A 22,643-nucleotide genomic window follows, 5' to 3' on the forward strand; every position below is an offset into this window, starting at 1 on the left:
ATCCTGACGCTAATAAACATTTACTATCCCACCTTATCACTCAGGAAAACATCATGAAAAAAACAATCGCCGCCTTTCTTCTCGGCGTATTAATAACCCTGATAGGATATATCCCGTTTTACATGCATGTACGAGAAAAATGGTTCGACCTTGGCCGGAACACCGGCCAGATAAATGGACTAGCAACAGCCCTCGAAGCACTGGACAAAGAATTTGGACCATATGACGGAAAATCTGATTACCGGATTTTGTTTTCCGTAAAGGCAACCAGTGTTGTTGTAATTGAAAAAGAAGGCAGGAAAGAAATCAAAATCTACTAATAAATTACTACACTTGATGTTAGAATTTTAGAAAATAGAGCCTTCGCTCAAGTTTAATGATAAATATTACTATTACTATTGACTACACGATCCGATCAACATATCCTCTTCCTACTAATAGCAAAAACATGTTAACTAAGGCTGTAATTCTTAATTCAACCATTCACGGGAGAAAGAAAATGAGTGACGAAAAAAGATGTCCGGTAACAGGGCGTACAGCAAGCCAAGTTGCGGGAAGCGGTACATCAAATAAAGAATGGTGGCCTAATCAGCTTAACCTGAACATCCTGCATCAGCATTCAACAAAATCAGATCCCATGGAAAAGGAATTCAACTACGCTGAAGAGTTCAAAAAACTCGACCTTGAAGCCCTTAAAAAAGACATTTTCGAGCTGATGACCACCTCACAAGACTGGTGGCCCGCTGACTACGGTCATTACGGACCTTTATTTATTCGCATGGCATGGCACAGTGCCGGGACTTACCGCATAGGCGATGGACGAGGAGGAGCCGGTTCAGGCAGCCAACGTCTGGCACCGCTGAACAGCTGGCCGGACAACGTAAACCTTGATAAAGCCCGCAGGCTACTCTGGCCCATCAAGAAAAAATACGGACGCAAAATTTCATGGGCCGACCTGATGATCTTTGCCGGAAACTGCGCCATTGAATCCATGGGCTTAAAACCCTTTGGATTTGCCGGGGGCCGCGAAGATATCTGGGAACCGGAAGAAGATATTTACTGGGGCGACGAAGACACATGGCTTGGAGATGAACGCTACAAAGGAGACCGCAAGCTTGATAATCCGCTTGCCGCCGTCCAGATGGGGCTAATTTACGTTAATCCAGAAGGTCCCAACGGCGAACCCAACGCCGTAGCATCTGGCAAAGACGTCCGCACCACCTTTGCGCGCATGGCTATGAACGATGAAGAAACAGTGGCCCTCGTAGCTGGAGGACATACCTTCGGTAAATGCCATGGCGCGGGTGATGCGGCCAATGTCGGCCCGGAACCAGAAGGTGCCCCCATTGAAGAGCAGGGGCTCGGTTGGAAAAGCAAGTTCGGCAGCGGCAAAGGCGGCGATACCATATCCAGCGGAATTGAAGGTGCTTGGACTCCCACTCCCATCAAATGGGACAACAGTTACTTTGAGACCCTTTTCGGATATGAATGGAACTTGGAAAAAAGCCCTGCCGGAGCATGGCAATGGCATCCCTCTGACCCTGAAGCCCAAAAGGCCGTGCCGGATGCCCACGATCCTGCAAAAACCCACGCGCCCATGATGACTACCGCCGACCTTTCTCTGCGCATGGACCCCATCTACGCGCCCATCGCTAAACGATTCCATGAAAACCCGGAAGAATTTGCTGACGCCTTTGCCCGGGCATGGTTCAAACTGACTCACCGCGATATGGGACCACGCTCCCGATATCTGGGGGCAATGGTTCCCGAAGAAGAACTTGTCTGGCAAGACCCGGTTCCCGCTGTTGATCACGACCTGATTGACGACAATGATGTTAAGAACTTGAAAGATAAAATTCTGACATCAGGTCTATCCGTCTCCAAGCTGGTAAGTGCCGCATGGGCCTCCGCATCCACATACCGTGATTCCGACAAACGCGGCGGGGCTAACGGAGCACGAATCCGACTTGCTCCACAAAAAGATTGGTATGTAAACCAGCCTCTGCAACTGCCTGAATTGCTCAAAGCTCTAGAAAAAATTCAAAATGAATTTAACAGTCAGTCCGGAAACAGAAAAGTATCCCTTGCTGATTTGATCGTGCTGGGTGGCTGCGCAGCAGTGGAACAGGGAGCAAAGAATGCAGGATTCGACGTAACAGTGCCCTTCACTCCGGGCCGCACCGATGCTTTGCAAGAGCAGACCGACCCATACTCCTTTGCCGTACTCGAACCTGCGGCGGACGGCTTCCGCAATTACCAAAAAATAAAATACTCCGTTACCCCGGAAGAACTGCTGGTGGACAAGGCCCAGCTCATGACCCTGACCGCACCGGAAATGACAGTACTCATCGGTGGGATGCGCGTCCTGAGCACTAACTTTGACGGCTCAAAACACGGTGTTTTCACTGACAAACCGGAAACATTGAACAACGATTTCTTCAGCAACCTACTCGATATGGACACGATCTGGACTCCTGTATCCGAAGATGCTGAACTGTTTGAAGGCCGTAATCGTGAGAACGGCGAACTGAAGTGGACCGCTACCCGCATAGACCTCATCTTCGGTGCCAATTCCCAACTCCGGGCCATTGCCGAAGTTTATGGCTGCGAAGATTCAGAAGCAAAATTCGTGAACGACTTTATCGCAGCATGGAATAAAGTCATGAATCTGGATCGCTTTGATCTTGAATGATTTTAGTCAAATAAAACAAATAACGCACGGCATTTCAGTCTAGCTTGAAACGCCGTGCGTTATTTAAATAAACAGAACCCTTTATTTTCATTATTTTCCCTCGCCCCCTTGTCCAGCGACAAAAATTAAACTACTTAATGGATTGCTTATTTGTTATTAATTAATGATTGTCAGTCAGATCGGCGAAATATCCGACCATGAACATATTTTCATAGCAAACAGTTTAACCGTAAATATCACCGTGAGCCTAATTAGAACCTTATTTTTCTACCTTATTTTTTTCCCGGCCACTATTTTCTTTTCCATTGTGGCCATCATCGGACGCAACCAGACTTCCGCTCACTGGAGTGAACGAAACTGGGGAAAGGTCGTTACCTGGCTTTGCGCCAGCACGGATCGAGTAGACCTGAGCGCGCTGGATAAAAACCAGACTTACGTGTTCATGGTTAACCACCAAAGTTTTTACGACATTCCCCTGCTTTTCAAGCACCTTGCTCCTTGGGAATTCAAATTTGTGGCCAAGAAATCCTTGTTTGATTTCCCAGTATTCGGTCATGCCATGAAAGCGGGGAACCATATTTCCATTGACCGCGAAAACCGCAGGCAGGGCATGCGCGACATCCAGAATGCCATCAATGTTGCCGACAGCGGGCTCTCTCCGCTGATCTTCCCGGAAGGCACACGCAACCCCGCCCCTGAAAAAGACGGACTCATGGAATTTAAAACCGGCGGAATGGTACTGGCCCTTAAATGCAATAAACCCATCGCCCCGGTGGTCATGTACGGGGTAAACCGAGTGTGCAAAAAACATAGCCTGTGGATGAACCCTTTTCAGGAAGTTAAAATCAAGGCTCTGCCACCCATTGATACTTCCGAATATAAAGTACGTGACCGCGTCAAACTCAAGGAACAACTTGAAAAAGTCATGGGCGCTGCCTACGCGGAGCTAAAAGATGAGTGATCCTCAACTTAATGTATGTCCACTCGGGGGACTGGGTGAAATCGGCCTGAACTGCATGATCCTCGGCACGGCTGAAAGTGCTGTAGTGGTCGATTGCGGCCTTATTTTTCCTGACGACGCTCTTTTCGGAGTGGACATAGCCATTCCTCGCTTCGACCATATCCTGGCCCAAAAAGACATTCTTAAAGGTATTGTGCTTACCCACGGCCATGAGGACCACATCGGTGCCCTGCCGTGGCTTCTTCCTTATATAGATGTTCCGGTCTACGGCTCAAAGTTCACCCTCGGACTGGTGGCAAACAAACTCCGCGAACATAATCTTGAAGATTACGTTGAACTACGCGAAGTTAAGCCCCATGACCGAATAAAAATGGGCGACATGACTTTCAATTTTTTCCCAGTCTGCCACTCAATCATTGATGGGTTCGCACTGGGTATTGAAACTCCAGTTGGTCGAGTGGTTCACACTGGTGATTTCAAGATAGACCGCAATCCGCTTGACGGGCATGCCACTGATCTTGAATCCATTGCTAAATTTTCCGAACAGGGCGTAACCCTGCTTTTCTCTGATTCCACCAACGTGGAACAGGAAGGACACGCCCTCACTGAAAGTGAAATCAAGAACTCCATGCGTGAACTTTTTGAAGAAGCGGAAGGCCGTATTCTAGTCACGCTATTCTCCAGTCACATCCAGCGCATGCAGGAAATTTTCGATCTTGCCGTGGAAACCGGGCGTAAGGTCGGGGTTAGCGGCAAATCCCTTGCTCGCAACATTGATCTGGCCCGCGACCTTGGAAAACTACGTTTTCCGGGCGGAACACTTATCGATATAGAAGACCTGCCCGACTATTGCGACGATGAGATAGTGCTACTGGTAACCGGATCACAGGGCGAATCCTTGGCCTCTCTTTCACGTCTTTCTACTGGGGACCACCGTCAGCTTTCCATTAAGGAAGGCGATCTGGTACTCATGTCCTCGCGTTTTATTCCCGGCAATACCAAGGCCATCACCCGGGTAATCAACAGACTCTACAAGCTCGGCGCGGAAGTCCTTTATGAAAAAGTTCAGGGCATCCATGCATCAGGGCATGCTCACCGCGAAGAACTGCGTACCATGCTGGAAACAGTGCGCCCCAAATATTTCATCCCGGTCCACGGCGAATACAGACACCTGATCAAACACTCACGCCTTGCAGTTGAGACCGGAGTCGCCCCAGAACGCGCACTGGTTATCGAAGACGGAGAACCGGTAACCTTCCTGCTGCATGGAATTCGTTTTGAAGAAAACGTTCCCGTACAATGCACTCTTGTAGACGGCAAAGGCGTCGGCGACGTGGGACAGACCGTACTCAAAGAACGCCAGTTACTGGCCGGGGAAGGTCTGGTTATTGTAGCTCTCGTGCTTGATGTTAACACCGGGGAAATCCTGAAAGGGCCTGAAGTGACCTCCAAGGGTTTCGTTTTTGAACAGACGTATTCACACCTGCTGGAAGACGCCAAATGCATTGTACTTGATGTTTTTGAGAACATTCCTCCGGGACATACCAACAAGCTCAAGGAACGTATCCGCTCCGCCCTACGTCGATTTTTCCGCAAGGTACTGGGCCGTGACCCCGTGGTCATCCCCCTTGTCATCTCCCTGACCGGAGATGAAGACAAAGACATTGATGCCAAATGCGAGAAGTGCATGCTCTAAAAATCCAAACCTTATTTGGATGATTTCCCCATTTGTGCTATTTTTATTTTTGCGACTGAACCAGATCATGCCGGGAGTTTAAATGAAAGTTTACAGAATCAGACATGGCGAGCAGGTGTTTTATGCCACTCAGGAAGACGGGCATTTCAAAAGCCTGGCTACAGGGCAGCCCGGTTCCGTACCTATCCCGGCTTCGGAATGCATAATCCTGCCTATTGTGGTTCCTTCCAAAATAGTTTGTGTGGGCCTAAATTACAAAGCCCATGCCGCAGAACTGGACATGAAAATTCCTGATGAGCCAATGATCTTTCTTAAGCCGCCCTCTGCGATTGTGGGGAACCATGATGCAATTGTTATCCCCTCCTCCTCTCAACAGGTGGATTATGAAGGCGAACTGGCTATAATCATGGGGCAGACAACTAAAAATGTACTTCCACAGGATATTACACCGCTAATTTTCGGGTACGCCTGCGCCAACGACGTGACCGCAAGGGATTTCCAGCGCAAGGACACACTCTTCACCAGGGCTAAGGGATTTGATACCTTTGCTCCGGTCGGCCCCTGCATTGAGACCGATATTGATGTCAGCGGACTGGGCATTCGCACTATAGTTAATGATAAGGTCCGGCAGGAAGGCACTGTTGCAGACATGCAGTACAGCCCTGCGGAGCTTGTCAGCTACATCTCACGCATCATGACCCTCAATCCCGGTGACGTAATCATGACCGGCACACCTCCGGGAATCGGCACACTAACCGCCGGGGACCGGGTCGAAGTGGAGATTGAAGGAATCGGCAAACTCAGCAACCCTGTAGTGGATGATGATTCGCTAAAAGCACCGGTTCAGTAATATTTTTCAAAAAAACACGCACCAAGGCTTGATTTCCGAACGGATATCCCGTAAAGGTGCGTAGCCAAATCACACATTCCGGCATCACGATGGGTGCCTGCAACGGTTGCAGGTTCATTACCGCCGGAATGGAGGAAAAACCCAGGAGGAAATTATGGCATACGTAACTATGAAGCAGATGCTTGAGACCGGTGTTCACTTCGGTCACCAGACCCGCAGATGGAACCCCAAAATGCGCCCTTACATTTTCGGTGCACGTAACGGTATCCACATCATGGATCTTCAGCAGACTGTAAAACTTTTCCGCAAGGCTCACGATTTCATCGCTGACAACGTAGCTAAAGGCGGCAAAGTTCTTTTCATCGGTACCAAACGTCAGGCTCAGGAAGCAATCGCTGCTGAAGCAAGCCGTGCTGGTATGTTCCACGTAACTCATCGCTGGATGGGCGGAACTCTTACCAACTTCCAGACCATTAAGAAAAGCATCGATCGCCTCAAAAAGCTCGAGGAAATGTTCGAAGACGGTTCCATCAAGCGTTTCCCCAAAAAGGAAATCGTAATGATGGGTCGTGAGGTTAAAAAACTTAACCTCGCACTCGGCGGTATCAAAGACCTTAACGGTTCCCCCGCTGTTGCTTTCGTCATCGACCCCAAGCGTGAGCAGATCGCTATTCAGGAATGCCGCAAACTCGGTATCCCTGTAGTTGCAGTAGTAGACTCCAACTGCGATCCCGATATGGTTGACTACATCATTCCCGGTAACGATGACGCTATCCGCGCCATCAAGCTCTTCGCTTCCCACATGGCTGATGCTTGCCTCGAAGGCGCAGCTCGCCGCAAGGAAGACAAAGCTATGGAAGCAGAAACAACCAAAGCTGCTGAGAAAGCTGTAGAAACTGAAGCTAAAGAAGAAACTCCTCAGGAGGCAAAATAATCATGGCTATTACCGCACAGATGGTTAAGGCCCTGCGCGAAAAAACCGGCGTAGGAATGATGGATTGCAAAAAAGCTCTCGCTGAATGCGATGGTAATGAAGAAAAAGCAATCAAGCACCTGCGTGAAAAAGGTCTCGCCAAGGCAGCTAAAAAAGCAGGCCGCGCAACCAGCGAAGGTCTGGTTGGCACCTACACCCACAGCAACGGCAAACTCGTTGCTATGGTTGAGCTCCAGTGCGAAACTGACTTTGTTGCTAAAGCTGAACAGTTCATCCAGCTTTCCAAAGACCTCGCTATGCAGGTCGCAGCAACCAGCCCGGTTTGTGTAAAGCCCGAAGATCTGCCTCAGGATCTGCTGGAAAAAGAAAAAGACATCTATCTCCAGCAGGCAATTGCCGAAGGCAAGCCTGAGAATATTGCTCAGAAGATCGTCGAAGGACGTATCAATAAATACTACAAGGAAGTCTGCCTTCTTGAACAGCCCTTCATCAAGGACGACAAGAAGACCATTAAAGACCTCCTCAACGACACTATCGCAGTTCTCGGTGAGAACATGAAAATCGGCCGCTTCGCCCGCATCAATCTCGCGGAAGCAGCAGCCGAAAGCGAAGCTGAATAAGACGTCATTAAAACGGGCCGCAAGGCCCGTTTTTTTTGTCCTTTTTTTAACAAGCGCAAACACACTTACCAAGGACAGGTTTGAAACAGACACCAATTGCCCCTCACTGCACCGGAAAGCCGCGAAAACGAACTCCCCTTCACAAGCGAACCCAGCAAAAAAGACTGAAGGAAGTTCAGCGGTGGATATTTTTCTAAGCTCAAATCAATACGGACATGGCCGTATGGGTTTGAGCTTTTTAAAGGGGCAATTTTCACCTGATCGATTACCTGAAGCGGGATTTTCTGGTAACATCGGGCAACTAAATCAGAAACGGATAACAACGATTTTTTATATAGCCGGAAACAGGAGGGAAGCCCCCTCCTACGCCAGAGAAATCAACTTCCGGCTACTTTATCTACTCATAACCGGACAAGATCCGCGGAAAAACGGGAGAAACTATGGACAAATTGCGCTATTCACGGGTAATGATCAAACTCAGCGGTGAGGCACTTGCAGGTGACCAGCAGTTCGGTATCAAACCTTCAGCAATCAGCCAGTTTGCAGGCGAAATTGCGGAAGTTGCCAAGAAAGGACTTCAGGTTGCCTTGGTCATTGGCGGCGGTAATATTTTTCGCGGCATGTCTGATTCTGCAAAAGGCATGGATCGCGCTTCCGCCGACTACATGGGGATGCTTGCTACCATCATGAACGCACTTGCTGTTCAGGATGCCCTTGAAAAGCTGGGATGCGATACAAGGGTTATGTCCGCTATTCCCATGCAGGCCGTGGCCGAGCCTTATATCCGCCGCAGGGCCGTCCGCCACCTTGAAAAAGGCAGGGTGGTCATTTGTGCAGCCGGAACCGGTAACCCGTATTTCACTACCGATACCGCAGCAGCACTCAGGGCCATGGAACTGAAGACTGAAGCCATCATCAAGGCGACAAAGGTTGACGGTGTCTACGACAAAGACCCGATGAAACACGACGATGCAGTAAAATTTGAATCTATCACCTACCTTGAAACTCTGGAAAAGAGACTGGGCGTAATGGACTCCACCGCCACTTCACTGGCTATGGACAACGACATGCCCATCATTGTTTTCAACCTTTTCGAGAAAGGAAACATTGAAAGGGTTGTGAAAGGTGAGCAGATCGGAACAATTGTTCACGGAGGATAATAATGATTAATGAAGTTCTTGCCGACGGCAAAAAAAGAATGGAAGGCGCGCTGACCGCACTGGTAAACGATTTCGCAAAACTGCGCACCGGTCGTGCGGCCACCTCGCTGGTGGATAGCATTTCCGTTGACTATTACGGAACCCCCACTCCCATCAACCAGATGGCTTCTGTTTCTATCCCGGATTCCCGCACCATTGCCATTCAGCCCTGGGATAAAGGAGCTTTCCCCCTTATTGATAAAGCCCTGCAACAGTCTGATCTCGGCCTGAACCCCGTTAATGATGGTGTCATGCTGCGTATTACCATTCCGCCCCTCACTGAGGAACGCCGTAAGGATCTGGTAAAAATCGCTAAAAAGTACACTGAAGACTCTAAAATAGCCCTGCGTAACGTACGCCGCGACATGAACGATACCCTGAAGAAGCTGGAAAAAGACAAGGATATTTCCGAAGATGAACAGCGCAAAGCTCAGGATGACGTTCAGAAAATCACTGACGACTACGTCAAGAAATGTGATGTAGCATGCGGCGAAAAAGAAAAGGAAATTCTGGAAATCTAATACAATGATGCCCCGACATTTAGCCGTCATTATGGACGGCAATGGACGGTGGGCACAGGCCCGTGGTCTTTCCAGAAGCGAAGGTCACCGGGCTGGAACAGAAGCGGCTAGAAATATCGTCACCCGATGCCGGGAACTCGGCATCGAATATCTGACCCTATACACCTTTTCCAAGGAGAACTGGGCCAGACCGAAAGATGAAATCAGCACGCTTTTCGACCTGCTGACAGTTTTCCTTAAAAAGGAATTGTCCAGCCTGCGCGAGCAGGGCATACGCCTGAATATACTGGGGGAGCTCTCTGAGTTCCCCTTCGGCGTAAGGCAGGTTGTGGCCCACACCATTAAAAAAACGGAAAACTGCAAGTCCATGACCCTTAATCTGGCCTTGAATTACTCAGGGCGGGACGAATTGGTGCGGGCCTGCAAGAAAATGATTTCTAATGGTATCAGTGAAGACAAAATAACCGAGGAATCACTGTCCGACTACCTGTACACAGCCGGACAGCCGGACCCGGACCTGATAATCCGCACCAGCGGAGAGCAAAGATTATCTAACTACCTGCTCTACCAAGCCGCTTACTCGGAATTATACTTCACTGATGTTTACTGGCCGGACTTCAGTCCTGAAGAGTTGGATAAAGCTCTGGAGGACTACGCTCGACGGCAACGTCGCTTTGGTAAAACCGGCGAACAAATTTAAGAAACAAACTCTAGTTTAAAATCCCGTGAAGGTAATCTTCACGGGTTTTTTTTTAATGTCCTCCTCCCTATCATCAAATTATCTCCCACAAATTCATTTTTTTATCGACAAAATCAGGTAAACTACTTTATTCTATTTAGAAAACATGCAATAAAGCCACTTTTGGAATGATTTTTAAAATCTTCCAATTACGCATATCTTATCGACCAGCGCGTTCACATGGATACAGGGAGGTTTTTCATGTCATCAAGATTGGTTTCCAGCCTGATAGTCTGCCTAACAACCTGCTTGCTAGTTGCGGGCTGTGTTCCCAAAAAAACACGACAAAATAATGCCGTAAAAACAACAGTTAGGACTGAAACCGTTGTTGTAACACCTATTGTCACTGGTAAAGCTCTTGTGAAAACCAATGTCCGTGAAGTGTCATCTTCTAAAGCTGATATAGTAGATATCCTTGCCAAAAACACGCAGGTGGAACTTATCGGCAAAAACGGGAACTGGTACAAGATCAAGCGTATGGACGACAGCGGAAAGCCCGGTTTCGTCTACCATAAACTGGTCAATCTTGATTTCGGAAATTACCTTGGCACACGTGGTAGAAACAAAGAAAAGGCGGTTGTCTATACGGCCCCGAACCGCAAATCGCCCACGGTACGTATCCTCTCACCGCAAACAACCTTTGATATCCTGAACATTGAAAACGACTTTTACCAGATCAAAGGTGAAGATTTCGAAGGCTATGCCCTCACCAAAGTGTGTGTAGCCAATCCACTCAGCCCTATCGCCAAGACTGAAACCAGAACTTTCACAGATCAGGCTCCTTGTCCCGTACAGCAAAAACCTCATAAAACAGTTGCTGCAAAACCTAAAAAGAAAAAAATTCAACCTAGAATTAATACCAAAACCAAGAAAAAAACCACCGTTAAAAAAAGTAGCGGAGACAACCAAGCCGCTATGGCCTTATTCGGGGCATTCGCATCCGCCCTTTTGGGAGGGGGACAGCAGAACATGCAGGCCCAGCAACCTCAAAGTACCAATGATGCCATTATAGATATCCTTAAAAATCTGGATACAAGTAAAGAACTGGCCAAAAAAACAGTTGAAATTCGCGAGCAGATGCTGGCAGCGCTTAATGAAACCCGTGCCCTGCAATCACTGGTAGGCGCAACTGTCTCCGCTATGAATCAGAATTACAAGGCGGCAGCCGACACCGCGCGCGGCGTTAGCTCCACCGGCATGAAAAAAATCTCCATCAAGGCCTTCATCAAAGACCTTTCATACGAACCCACCGACTCCATTGAAGGGGCAGCTGTAAAAATTGCCCAAAACGGTAAAATGCTTAAGGAACTGGAAAAACAAATCAAGTCTGAAGCTGCTGATTTTTCACAGCTCAATACGCAACAAATCCAGAACCTCGATTCCATTATCGGTTCTTTTTCCACCAACCTACACGCATCCAACGCGCTTTATGACATGAGCATGGACAAATCCGGCAACGTCATCCTGAGTATTGACCGGGCCATGGGGTCATACGCTGAAAAAGGCGAACAAATGAGTGCGGAGGTCACCAAACAATTAACAATCATAGGCCTTTCCATTGCAGAACTTGTTGCCCAGATAAGTAACGCCCAAAACAATCCTGCTGGTGCAATAGCGGCACTCCCAAGACTTATGGATACTATGGATCAATTTCAGACCCTCCAAGGTTTGTTTGACGACTTCGAAACTGATTTTAACTATATTGAACAAAATTCATCAGTTATCACACGGCAGGGTAAGGATATCAGTAGTATTATCATGACCGCACGGCGCAAAAATACGCAGGTAACTACCATGCTTGAATCTTACTACCAACAAAAACTGGCCTTAAGTAGCAGACTGAAAAAGAAGCTGGCCACTCAGGCCGCATCCGGCTTTCAACAAGTGGAACAAAAAGCCTCCTCTGTTGCTCTGGCCGAAGACATGTTAGATTAGACGAAAGAAAAAAAGGAGTATCCTCATGAAAAGAACACTTATGCTCATCCTCTGTTCCTTACTGCTGCTTGCATTTACCGGTTGCGGGAAAAAATTTACCCATGCCCAATCCGCCAAGACCTCCATGCATGACGTAGGCGAATCCGCCGGGGACCTGAAAGATGAGACTGAATCCTCCAAGCACAAAACTGAAGAGATCAAGGACACAGAAGCTCAGGACAGTGTTGAAGGACACCAGTGGTAAAAGCATGATCCGTCTATTGTGTATCATTCCGGTTCTGCTGAGCATACTGCTTAGTCCCGCATGGTCAGAAGCGAAGGAACTTTTTATTATTTCCCCTGCTATAGGCAAGGTGCGCAATAAAGAAAATGACAGGCACAAAGCGGAACTGGAAGTTATCCTGAAAGACAAAAATTTCAAAAAATCACTACGCAAGGGAGTGATGGGATTCCTCAAACGCGCAGCCGCTAAAAATGAAGGGGTAAAAATAAAAAGAGCCGGGTTCGGAGATAAATTTGACCCGGAAGCCATCCTCGTACCCTTACTCTTTGTTGATAATGTAATTTCCTTTGTGGATGAATATGGTTCTGCAGAACAACGGCTGTACAAGGGAAGAGTCTATATCGGCCTGAACTTCCTGCTTTTTCAAGCAAAGTCCGAATCACTGGTATACTCCGCCCCCATGCTCATATCTGTTCCCTATCTAGATAAAACCAAAAATTTCAGCCTTGAACCCCTTGCCGGACAAATAAGGGCTTCCATTGTGGAATTCTTCACTGACCGCAAAAGGCTCAAAGCTGATGCGCAAGATGAGCTTGGCAAATGTCTCGCCAACATGGACTATCTGTTTTCAACCAAAACCTGCGCTATCAACGACATATCCCTTTCCAAAGGGACACTCAAACGCATCCAGAATCCAGCCAAATATAAATCACTGGCCCAAATGTTGGCTTCACAGGCCCTTTCGCAAGAAATGATGGTCTTGCCTCCCAAGACAAGATTCAACGCCATTCGTAGGGGACTGCATGCTTCGGTTTCTATGTTCGGGGTATCCTTTCAGCAGGGTTCGGATAAATCCGGTTTCTCGGAAAGAGACAATGTCTACCAAACCAGTATGCGCATGCCCAAGCCGGAAACCAAATTCAGCTTGACCATCAAAACCGGGACCAAAGATAATGATCTCGGTCCATTTATTGAACGCAACTACACCACCGCAGCCTACCTGCAAGGTAACGGTGATATCATAAAATGCATCAAGGCAGTAGATGCAACTATCGCCAAGGATCATACCTCAGTGTCGGATGTGAACTACTACAACAGCCTGATCAACGCCCTTTCCGATCTGGATTCCTGCAAACGGTAACCGGAACGCAGCCAAGGAGTTTCCATGCAAAAGAGATCAACAATTTCAATCATCATTTCTGCCCTGCTGGTGCTGTCCTTTGCCACCACCGGAATATGCGGAAGCAAAGACGGGTATAAAATTTACAAAAAAACCGGAAAGCCAACCATCGTATTTTCACTGGTGCCACGTATCAAGGGGGAAAATCTTTCCCCGCAGGAATGCGAAAACCTGATCCGTAACCTGAACAAGTCCCTGCAACAGGAGTTCAACGAGGCCGGATTTCAAACCCACCGTGACCGCATGATAACCGGATTCCTGCTTGATTCCTGCAAACGCTCCTACGCGACCTCGCAGCAGACAGTAACTGAAGACGAAATAATAAGCATAGCCCGCGACAACGCAGTAGATTACGTTGTCATCGGCGCATCGGAAGTGGATATTGAATATGATGAGGATTATGAGCAATACTCCGCACTGGTGGACATCAACGGAGATTTTCTCGGAGTGGAATTTGATCCGCCCACCTCATACGCCCTGAACCTGACCGGGGAATACATGCACCCCAAAAAGGATAGGCTGATCAAGCTGGCAGTTATCGATATTGCGCGTAAAATTGCCCGTCTGAGAACTATCGATACCGTACTAACCCATTGGCAGGAAAACAATAAGAAGAGATAAACGGATCAGCAGAACGTAACAACAACACAAAAGTCCCGTCATACGATTTATGACGGGACTTGATTTTTAATCAAAAAGCACATACAAACATACTCTGCAAGACTTTATTCTATGTCTTTATCTTATTTTTCATCTCTCAAACAATGAACACCATCACAACCTCGGAGGATCGAATGAAATCTTGGATTATCAAGATTGCCCTTTTGTTATGTATTGTAGTATTCATTCCCGCCACTGCATCTGCTGGCGATAAAATTAAATTCGGTGTTCCACCATGGCCCGGAGTCACAGTTAAAAGCAACGTTGTCGTACAGCTGCTCTCAGCAATGGGCTATGAAAGCGAAATGCTCGAAGTCGGCCCTCCTATTATATATAAGAGCATGACACAAAATGATATGGACGTATTTCTTGCAGGGTGGACTCCACAACAAAACCCCATGCTCGATCCTTTGGTAGAGAAAGGTCAGGCAGTCAAGGTGCGCACAAACTTGAGCGATGCCCTTATCGGCATGTGTGTTTCAAAACAGGCATGGGACGGAGGAGTACGCTCTGTTGACGACCTGAATAAACACGCCGCTAAATTCGACAAAACCATTTACGATATTGAACCCGGATCAGGCATGCATACAGCCGTGGAAGGTATGATCAAAAATAATATCGGCCAGCTTAAAGAATGGGAACATGTCGGCACAACCACTCCGGTTATGCTCGCCGAAGCTCAAAGCCGTATTAAAAGCAACAAGTGGGTTGTTTTCGGTTGCTGGAAACCTCATTGGATGACAGTTCAGATGGACATTCGTTTCCTTGAAGGAGTTCCCGGAACAGAAGACCTGATCAGTTCATGCGACGTGTACACTGTAACCCGCGCAGGATTTGCTAAAGAATATCCCCAGATTCAGAAAATGCTCGAAAACTTCACGGTTTCCGCCCAGACCCAAAGCGAATGGATTAACGATCACGGATATAAAAATCAGGAAGCTGCGGATGTTGCCTCCAATTGGATTGCAAACAACCTGACGGTAGTAAAAAAATGGCTGGCAAACGTCAAAACAGCCGATGGTAACGACGCTTTTGAAGCAGTTAAAGCCAAGTATAGTAAATAAATTTATCCACATAATTCAAAAAAAGGGAGTGCCGAAATCGGCACTCCCTTTTTTTGTATCGTTCATGGACAAAATATCATTCTTCCAACTGCGAAGGATCAAGTTCAGCCTTGGCGTAATCCATATACAAGCCGGAGTCGATAAAGAGATTGCAGACCTCTCCGTCTATGTGCTTATCCTTAACCATGAATCCCAAGATCTTGATGGCCTGCGAAAGCTTCATGGGTTTCTTATACGGCCTGTCCTTGGCTGTCAGGGCTTCAAAAATATCCGCGACCGCCATTATCCGAGCCTGCAAGGGCAGGTCATCCTCAGACAACCCTTTGGGATACCCGGAACCATCCAACTTTTCATGGTGTCCGGCAGCAAATTCAGGAACACGGGAAAGCCGCTTAGGAAACGGCAACCGGGAGAGCATTTCATGGGTAATTGCCGCATGACTCTCAATGATCTTTCGTTCCTTATCGGTAAGGGTCCCCTTCCTTATACAAAGATTTTTAACCTCATTTTCGGTCAGCCAGTTGAAAGTTTCACCATTGCTTTCGTAGGTACGGGCGGCAATGCCCTCCACTCTGGCGATACGGTCATCCGACATAAATTCTTTGGGAATATTGCATGTATTTATAAACTGGCGGTCTTCCTCAACCTGCTCAAGCTCAACAGCATAACGCATCTCGATTTCAACCAGCGTAGAAGAATCGGCCCCATTTGATAAGACGGCAACAGTTTCTTCAAGCTGCCTGTTTTTGATGGTTTCACTGATCAACCTGAATCTGGCATCGACCATCTCAGACCTGTCAAAAATTGTTTCCAGCTTAGTGGATTTATCTACCACATGCTCAGGAATGGAAATCTTACCCACATCATGCATCCATGCAGCTAACTTCAGCTCCTCAAGCTCATCAACAGTAAAATTAACTTCAGCATACTTACCCTCAGTAAGGGAATTAACCTTCTCGGCAATCATCATGGTGATGGTCACCACCCTTTCAATATGACCGTTGGTATAAGGGGATTTGGCATCAATAGCTGCGGCAATACTCTGGATTACGGAATAAAGCAGATCTTTAAGACCCTGAATAAGCTGGGCATTAGTCAGAGCAATGGCAGCCTGCGAAGCCAGAGATCCCACAATATCAACCACTCCGGGCGAGAATTCGATAACCTCGCCCTCTTCATCAAGGGCGTTGAGTAATTGCAGAACCCCGATAATATCCTGTTCATGATTTTTCAAAGCCAATACAAGCATTGATTTGGAACGGTATCCGGTGGCGGCGTCGTATTTGCGCGGGCCGGTGAAATCAAAACCTTCGGCTTCATAAACATCTGCGATATTAATCGTTTCCCCGGTCAGCCCGCAATAAGATGAAACGTTGGACTTATTAGGCTTGTTCCCTGAAGTATAAAGAGGCACCGCTGGCAAGGTAATTTCATTACCGCTGGTACCGCCCATGCGCACCTGCATGGTGTCATTCTGGAGAATAGAAAATTCAAGTTTGCGTCCTTCACGGTCCACTACGTAGAGAGTTCCGGCGTCAGCCTTGGTCAAAACACGCGCCTCGTCGACAATCATCTCCAGCAACCGTTCAAGGCGGGTCTCACCAGACAGAGCCAACCCGATCTCAGTCAACCGTTCAACAAGATCATCATTAACGCCACAACCCTTTGCAAACACACCTTCGATATCCCGGCCCAACCTGCTGATAACAGCATGATGCTCCGTGCCCTGAAAATCGCTTAATGCTTTTTCCAAAATCTTTTGTAGCCCTTCCGCTCCGGAAGATGCATTTCCACTCCGTAACACCATCCCCTCCTGCAAGGATCAACATCCTGAAAAACAGACCACAATATAGAGCAAATAACCAACACAAGATCAATATAAGACTGACAATTTGTATATAACCTATCCACACGTAGAACAAGCTATTACTCTGATATTTATTTTATTTAGCATAGCATAAAGAATAAAGCTCTGAAACCACTCTCAACCTTTTTTGAAAAAGAATAAAGTGTATGTAGATTCTTTGTGGCTTTGAAATAATTAATATGGAAAAATAACTGTCAACGGCTTGCCCGCTATCTATTAATGAATTATAAAAATGAAGTTTTTTTGTACGATTAACCAAAATCCGCTTCCAACTGGCACTGATTTTTACTTCTTTCGGAGACATGGAACTTCCCCAAAAATAGCGGGAAAACGTCTTTCAAAAGCAGTATTCATATATTTTAATTGCATTTTGTGGAAATTTTTTAACAGAGGACTTCATGCCTTTAAGCAGCCTTCAGAAACGAATCATCACCTCCCTGCTCTTAGTTGCAGCTCTTGCCACAGCCCTCATAATGGGCGGCCATGTTTTAACCGGCGGGCTGGCTATTTTCTGTACCATCGCCCTTCACGAATTTTATGCCATGTTCTGGCAGGACAGTTCACATCTAGCTTCAAGGATAGTGGGTATGGCTGCCGGAGCAGGAATAATCCTGACATCCGCAGCGGTCTCCCCGGTCTGGATGCTTTTGATTATGCTGGGGGCTTTCTGGCTGTTCAACTTCCGCTTCCTGTTTTCATTCAGCGCAAAGCCTGATCAGGCCACCTACCATGACAGTCTGGTTCTCTTTGCCGGATTGGTTTACATTCCCGTGACTATGCAGTTCATGACTTCCATGAGCAGCTGGGAAATTCTTTTCGTACTTCTTGCAGCCTCTTCTTCAGATACGGCTGCTTTTTATGCCGGGACTTTCTTCGGCAAAAAGAAAATATGGCCTCAGATCAGCCCCAAGAAATCATGGGCCGGATCAATGGGTGGATTTTCCGGATGCATACTCTGCTGCACCCTGTACGGCTATTTTTTCGGACATGCCCCGGTTCTATACTGGATGGGCCTCGCGGCAATGCTTAACATTGCATCCCAGATGGGTGATTTTTTTGAGTCCGCCCTTAAACGCAAACTTCAAATCAAAGATTCCGGAAAAATCCTTCCGGGACACGGTGGAGTTCTGGACCGCATCGACAGTCTCGTGCTTGCTCTTCCTGTATATATTCTGGCAAGACAGATTCACTCTTTCTTCTAAACAGGGCCCTAAGCCTATAAACAAGACGGATAAACAGACTTGCAAACATATATTTCTCCATGGCCGGCAAAAGCAACATTACCGGATTTCCCCAGATCAATTTCTATTCTGGGCAGCACCGGCTCTATCGGAACCAGCACCCTCAAAGTAATTGAGCAGCACCCGGACCTTTTCAAAGTAACCGCTCTTGCCGGAGCCAGAAATGCAAAACTGCTGGCTGAACAGGCTATCAAGCATCGCCCCCAGTATCTCGCTGTGCTCAATGATGAAGCAGCCGCAGAACTGAAAGGCCTTCTGCCTGCTGACTACAAACCGGAAATACTGACCGGCCCAGCTGCGTACATTACTCTTTCCGAGCTTGATGAAGTTTCGCTGGTGCTCTCCTCCATCGTGGGAGCAGCCGGTTTTGAACCCACTCTCGCCGCCGCAAAAAAGGGTAAAATGATCGCACTTGCCAACAAGGAATCCCTTGTACTCGGCGGTCATATCATCCGTGATGCCTGCCATCGCACAGGCGCAACCATCCTTCCGGTGGATTCCGAACACAACGCCCTCTTTCAGGGACTGGCCGGACATGACGGAGAGGAAGTAAGCAGGTTGATCCTGACCGCTTCAGGAGGACCTTTCCGTGGCAAATCAAAAGAATTTCTCGAAACAGTAACCCGTGATCAAGCACTGGCCCATCCCAACTGGGATATGGGTGCAAAAATCAGCATTGATTCCGCGACCCTCATGAACAAAGGGCTGGAATTTATTGAAGCCTGCCATCTCTACGGCCTTCCGCCCGAACAGGTGGACGTAGTGGTTCATCCGCAATCCATTATTCACTCTTTAGTGGAATACGTGGACGGTTCGCAACTAGGACATCTCGGTGTGCCGGACATGCAGATCCCCATTGCATTCTGCATGTGCTTTCCCCAGCGAGTCCCATTGAAACTCAAACCGCTGAACCTAGCGGAAGTAGGAACTCTGACCTTTGAAAAGCCGGACCTCGAAGTTTTCCCCTGCCTGAAGCATGCGGCGGATTCTTTTTCGGCCGGACAGAGCCACCCCATCGTGCTCAACGCAGCCAATGAAATAGCTGTAGACCTTTTCCTGAAAGAAAAGATCCGCTTTCTGGACATTCCGGCCATCATTGGCAGGGCACTGGAAGCCCATTCCGGATGTGATGTAAGCGAAGCTGGCGCGGTTCTAGAACTGGACATCAAAACCAGACGGGATGTGATGGACTCCATCGTCTAAGGAAAAATTATGTCTTGGATAGTTGATTTTATTCTGGTCCTCGGCGGACTGATTTTCTTCCACGAACTTGGACACTTCCTTGCGGCCCGCATGCTCGGCATCGGCGTAAAGACCTTTTCTTTGGGCTTCGGCCCAAGATTGGCCGGTTTTACATGGGGAGCAACCAACTACCGTCTCTCCCTGATTCCCCTTGGCGGCTATGTAAGCCTAGCCGGGGAAGAACGGGATATGAACGAGGACAACGGGTTCAACGAAAAAGAACTTTTCATGAACCGTCCGCCGTGGCACCGTATGATAGTGGTTGCGGCAGGTCCTATATTCAACTTTGTCCTTGCATGGCTTATTTTCTGGGGAATTATCCTCAGCAACGGACAGATGGGACTGGCTCCCAAAGTAGGCCAATTGCAACCGGGCAGCCCGGCCATGAAGGCCGGTATTGAAGTCGGAGATAATGTCCTTTCCATTGAGGGGCACAAAATTGTGTTCTGGTCTGACCTTGCGGAAACAATCCAGACCAGCCAGTCCGACACCCTTGATTTCATCATTGACCGCGACGGCAACGTCAAAGACATTTCCGTCAAACCGCAGATTCAAGAACTTAAGAATATTTTCGGCGAAACCATCCGCAGACCTGTTGTTGGCATTGTGGCTTCAGGGGATTCCAAAACCGTTGAAATGGACGGAATGGATGGAGCTGTTGCCGCAGCGGAACAGACCTGGAACGTAACCAAACTGATCTGCACCAGCATCGTCAAGATGGTTGAACGGGTCGTGCCCATGGATTCTATCGGCGGGCCAATCATGATTGCGCAGGCCATTAAGCAGCAATCCGAGCGCGGACTGCTGGAACTGCTCCAGTTCACCGCCTTTATCAGCATCAACCTCGGGCTGCTCAACCTGCTGCCCATCCCGGTGCTGGACGGCGGACATCTGCTGTTTTTCAGCCTTGAAACCATCCTGCGTAAACCGCTTAACGAAAAGCTTCAGGGCGCAGCAACCCGCGTGGGACTGCTGCTATTGCTCTGCCTGATGGCATTTGCAATTTTCAACGATATAGTACGAACATTAAGCAGCAAATGAGTTTATCCATAGATAACAATGAAGACCTTCTGTTAGCCATTAACGGCGCAGAGGAAACTTTACAGATAGTACTGGCTCGCCGTGCAGAGGATGAAGAATCATATTCTTTATTGGAAACTAAGAAATTGGTTGTGCCGGGGCGCTCGGTCAACTTTCTGGTTCCTTCCATCCGGGATTCCCTGAAACTTTTCGGCTACGATGCCGGAAAGATTTCCCGCATTGCCATTGCGGCCGGACCGGGGAGCTTTACCGGACTACGCCTTACTTTTGCAGCCGCTGCCGGACTTTCTGCGGGAAGCGGCTGCCCGGTATGTGCCATGGAATATCTACCTATTGTAGCTAAAGGGGCGGCCCTTGTCAGCGGCCTGCCTGTCTGGGCCGTCACCCATTCCAGAAGAATGCAGGTCTACCTTCAAGGATTTGAACCTATCAATGAGAATGGCAGTTTAAGCTCCATCACTCCGCCTCTTCCGGTCACAATTCAGGAAGCCGCGGAGGTTATTTTATCTTATGGGCAGAAAAATGCTATGCTGGTCGGAAGCGGACTGCTGAAAAACAAAACCTTCTTTGACGAATTTCTGGCCGACAATCCCCAATACTCAGCCATGCCTGCCAGATTCAACATTCCAGGAGAACAGGACATACTTGATGCAGCCGTAGAGGCTGAATATTCATATGAAATGCCCATGCCCATGTACCTTCGGGGATCAGATGCTGAAGAAAATCTGGAAGCAATAACCCGTAAACGGGGCATCTCCCTTGAAGCAGCCCGGGAGCAGCTAAAGGACATTACACCCCGCTAACTTTTTTTTATTAAAATTAATATTCTTAGAAGGGATCTCCATAAACGGAGGTCCCTTTTTTTATTGAAAAAACAAAAAAAACACCAGAACCCTAAAGTAATCTAAGTTTCAGACGATCAAGTAGGCACGAAGAACCAGTATGGCTTTGTGAACCTTTCGTTCCAAGGCAATGTTTTTGGCAAGGAAGCCAAAGATCACTTTTCAAGGAGGAAAACATGTCCTTAGTAATTAACCACAACTTGATGGCGATGAATGCTTCGCGCAACTTGCAGGAATCATACGGCAACCTCGGTGTATCAACCCGTAGACTTTCTTCAGGTCTTCGTGTTGGAACCGCGGCTGACGATGCTGCAGGTCTCGCAATTCGCGAACTTATGCGCGCAGACATCAAGTCACTCAACCAGGGTATCCGTAACGCCAACGATGCAATTTCAATGATCCAGACCGCTGACGGCGCTCTCGGTGTTATTGATGAAAAGCTCATCCGTATGAAGGAGCTTGCAACTCAGGCCGCAACCGGTACCTACAACTCTGACCAGCGTCTGATCATCGACTCCGAATATCAGGCCATGGCTTCAGAAATTACCCGTATTGCGAATGCAACTGACTTTAACGGCATTCACCTGCTTAATGGTAACGTCTCCGGTGCTCACAGCGGTGCTGGCGTACAGTCTACTGGTAAGATCAAGGTTCACTTTGGTACTGCAAACGACTCCGCCGAAGACTACTATTATGTTTCCATTGGAACCTCCACAGCATCAGCGCTTGGTGTAGGTCTTGCTGCCAACAACTCCATTTCCACCCAGCAGATAGCGCAGGAATCCCTGGATACGCTGAATAATGCGATCATCTCCAAGGATAAGATCCGTGCTAACCTCGGTGCCTTGCAGAACAGGCTGGAAAACACCATTACCAACCTGTCCATCCAGGCTGAAAACATCCAGGCTGCGGAATCCCGCATCTCCGATGTTGACGTTGCAACTGAAATGACTGAGTTCACCCGCAACCAGATCCTGACCCAGTCCGCTGTGGCTATGCTCTCGCAGGCGAACAGCATGCCCAGAATGGCAATGCAGCTCATCGGTTAATAAACCTAGCGCAGCATAAGCATTCTGACCAAGTCAGACTAAAGAGGAAAGCCGGGCCCGGTCCAATCGGACCCGGCTTTCAGCTTA

Annotated in this window: 21 protein-coding genes; 20 read left to right on the top strand and 1 reads right to left on the bottom strand. The window is 48.0% G+C overall.

What is annotated here, in order from left to right:
- The first annotated feature begins 53 nt into the window (after positions 1 to 53).
- The 15 genes from D0S45_14665 (at position 54) to D0S45_14735 (ending at position 15,274) form a co-directional block, all read left to right on the top strand.
- Positions 54 to 320, top strand: coding sequence for a hypothetical protein (locus D0S45_14665; GenBank protein ID TIH13552.1), 267 nt, complete (start codon positions 54 to 56; stop codon positions 318 to 320).
- A 179-nt stretch (positions 321 to 499) separates the two neighbouring features.
- Positions 500 to 2,692, top strand: a complete 2,193-nt coding sequence (gene katG, locus D0S45_14670; protein TIH13553.1) for a catalase/peroxidase HPI — start codon at positions 500 to 502, stop codon at positions 2,690 to 2,692.
- 241 nt (positions 2,693 to 2,933) lie between these two features.
- Positions 2,934 to 3,653 carry a 1-acyl-sn-glycerol-3-phosphate acyltransferase gene (locus D0S45_14675; protein TIH13595.1) on the top strand — a complete coding sequence of 240 codons (720 nt, stop codon included), beginning with the start codon at positions 2,934 to 2,936 and terminating at the stop codon, positions 3,651 to 3,653.
- The gene (locus D0S45_14680; GenBank protein ID TIH13554.1) at positions 3,646 to 5,349 is read left to right on the top strand and encodes a ribonuclease J; all 1,704 of its coding nucleotides are present in this window, start codon (positions 3,646 to 3,648) and stop codon (positions 5,347 to 5,349) included. Before D0S45_14675 ends, D0S45_14680 begins: the two co-directional genes overlap by 8 nt.
- Positions 5,350 to 5,431: 82 nt before the next feature.
- Positions 5,432 to 6,199: an FAA hydrolase family protein gene (locus tag D0S45_14685; GenBank protein TIH13555.1), complete on the top strand. Its 768-nt coding sequence runs from the start codon at positions 5,432 to 5,434 to the stop codon at positions 6,197 to 6,199.
- A 154-nt stretch (positions 6,200 to 6,353) separates the two neighbouring features.
- A complete protein-coding gene (gene rpsB, locus D0S45_14690; protein ID TIH13556.1) occupies positions 6,354 to 7,133 on the top strand; it encodes a 30S ribosomal protein S2 in 780 nt (259 codons plus the stop codon).
- Positions 7,133 to 7,753, top strand: a complete 621-nt coding sequence (gene tsf, locus D0S45_14695; protein TIH13557.1) for a translation elongation factor Ts — start codon at positions 7,133 to 7,135, stop codon at positions 7,751 to 7,753. The genes rpsB and tsf overlap by 1 nt, the downstream gene beginning before the upstream one ends.
- A gap of 440 nt (positions 7,754 to 8,193) precedes the next feature.
- On the top strand, positions 8,194 to 8,913 hold the full coding sequence (locus D0S45_14700) for a UMP kinase (protein ID TIH13558.1): 720 nt from the start codon (positions 8,194 to 8,196) through the stop codon (positions 8,911 to 8,913).
- Positions 8,913 to 9,473, top strand: a complete 561-nt coding sequence (locus D0S45_14705) for a ribosome recycling factor (GenBank protein TIH13559.1) — start codon at positions 8,913 to 8,915, stop codon at positions 9,471 to 9,473. Before D0S45_14700 ends, D0S45_14705 begins: the two co-directional genes overlap by 1 nt.
- A 4-nt stretch (positions 9,474 to 9,477) precedes the next feature.
- Positions 9,478 to 10,173, top strand: a complete 696-nt coding sequence (locus D0S45_14710; GenBank protein TIH13560.1) for an isoprenyl transferase — start codon at positions 9,478 to 9,480, stop codon at positions 10,171 to 10,173.
- Positions 10,174 to 10,413: 240 nt separating this feature from the next.
- On the top strand, positions 10,414 to 12,147 hold the full coding sequence (locus D0S45_14715; GenBank protein TIH13561.1) for an SH3 domain-containing protein: 1,734 nt from the start codon (positions 10,414 to 10,416) through the stop codon (positions 12,145 to 12,147).
- A 25-nt stretch (positions 12,148 to 12,172) separates the two neighbouring features.
- Entirely contained in the window at positions 12,173 to 12,391 is a 219-nt protein-coding gene (locus D0S45_14720) for a hypothetical protein (protein ID TIH13562.1), read from the top strand.
- Positions 12,392 to 12,395: 4 nt separating this feature from the next.
- Complete coding sequence (locus D0S45_14725; GenBank protein TIH13563.1) at positions 12,396 to 13,511, top strand: hypothetical protein; 1,116 nt, start codon at positions 12,396 to 12,398, stop codon at positions 13,509 to 13,511.
- A gap of 24 nt (positions 13,512 to 13,535) precedes the next feature.
- A complete protein-coding gene (locus D0S45_14730; protein ID TIH13564.1) occupies positions 13,536 to 14,171 on the top strand; it encodes a hypothetical protein in 636 nt (211 codons plus the stop codon).
- 173 nt (positions 14,172 to 14,344) lie between these two features.
- Positions 14,345 to 15,274: a glycine/betaine ABC transporter substrate-binding protein gene (locus tag D0S45_14735; GenBank protein TIH13565.1), complete on the top strand. Its 930-nt coding sequence runs from the start codon at positions 14,345 to 14,347 to the stop codon at positions 15,272 to 15,274.
- 76 nt (positions 15,275 to 15,350) lie between these two features.
- Here D0S45_14735 and D0S45_14740 read toward each other — a convergent pair whose 3' ends face one another.
- Positions 15,351 to 17,078 carry a GAF domain-containing protein gene (locus D0S45_14740; GenBank protein TIH13596.1) on the bottom strand — a complete coding sequence of 576 codons (1,728 nt, stop codon included), beginning with the start codon at positions 17,076 to 17,078 and terminating at the stop codon, positions 15,351 to 15,353.
- Between the two features lie 461 nt (positions 17,079 to 17,539).
- On the opposite strand from D0S45_14740, the gene D0S45_14745 reads away from it, so the two are divergent.
- From D0S45_14745 to D0S45_14765, 5 genes are all read left to right on the top strand, one after another.
- On the top strand, positions 17,540 to 18,343 hold the full coding sequence (locus D0S45_14745; protein TIH13566.1) for a phosphatidate cytidylyltransferase: 804 nt from the start codon (positions 17,540 to 17,542) through the stop codon (positions 18,341 to 18,343).
- Between the two features lie 39 nt (positions 18,344 to 18,382).
- The gene (locus D0S45_14750; protein ID TIH13567.1) at positions 18,383 to 19,585 is read left to right on the top strand and encodes a 1-deoxy-D-xylulose-5-phosphate reductoisomerase; all 1,203 of its coding nucleotides are present in this window, start codon (positions 18,383 to 18,385) and stop codon (positions 19,583 to 19,585) included.
- Positions 19,586 to 19,594: 9 nt separating this feature from the next.
- On the top strand, positions 19,595 to 20,665 hold the full coding sequence (gene rseP, locus D0S45_14755; protein ID TIH13568.1) for an RIP metalloprotease RseP: 1,071 nt from the start codon (positions 19,595 to 19,597) through the stop codon (positions 20,663 to 20,665).
- Complete coding sequence (gene tsaB, locus D0S45_14760) at positions 20,662 to 21,468, top strand: tRNA (adenosine(37)-N6)-threonylcarbamoyltransferase complex dimerization subunit type 1 TsaB (protein ID TIH13569.1); 807 nt, start codon at positions 20,662 to 20,664, stop codon at positions 21,466 to 21,468. Before rseP ends, tsaB begins: the two co-directional genes overlap by 4 nt.
- Positions 21,469 to 21,683: 215 nt before the next feature.
- Positions 21,684 to 22,556: a flagellin gene (locus tag D0S45_14765; protein TIH13570.1), complete on the top strand. Its 873-nt coding sequence runs from the start codon at positions 21,684 to 21,686 to the stop codon at positions 22,554 to 22,556.
- Positions 22,557 to 22,643: the final 87 nt, after the last annotated feature.

It is taken from the genome of Marinifilum sp. JC120 (assembly GCA_004923195.1).
GTDB lineage: Bacteria > Desulfobacterota > Desulfovibrionia > Desulfovibrionales > Desulfovibrionaceae > Maridesulfovibrio.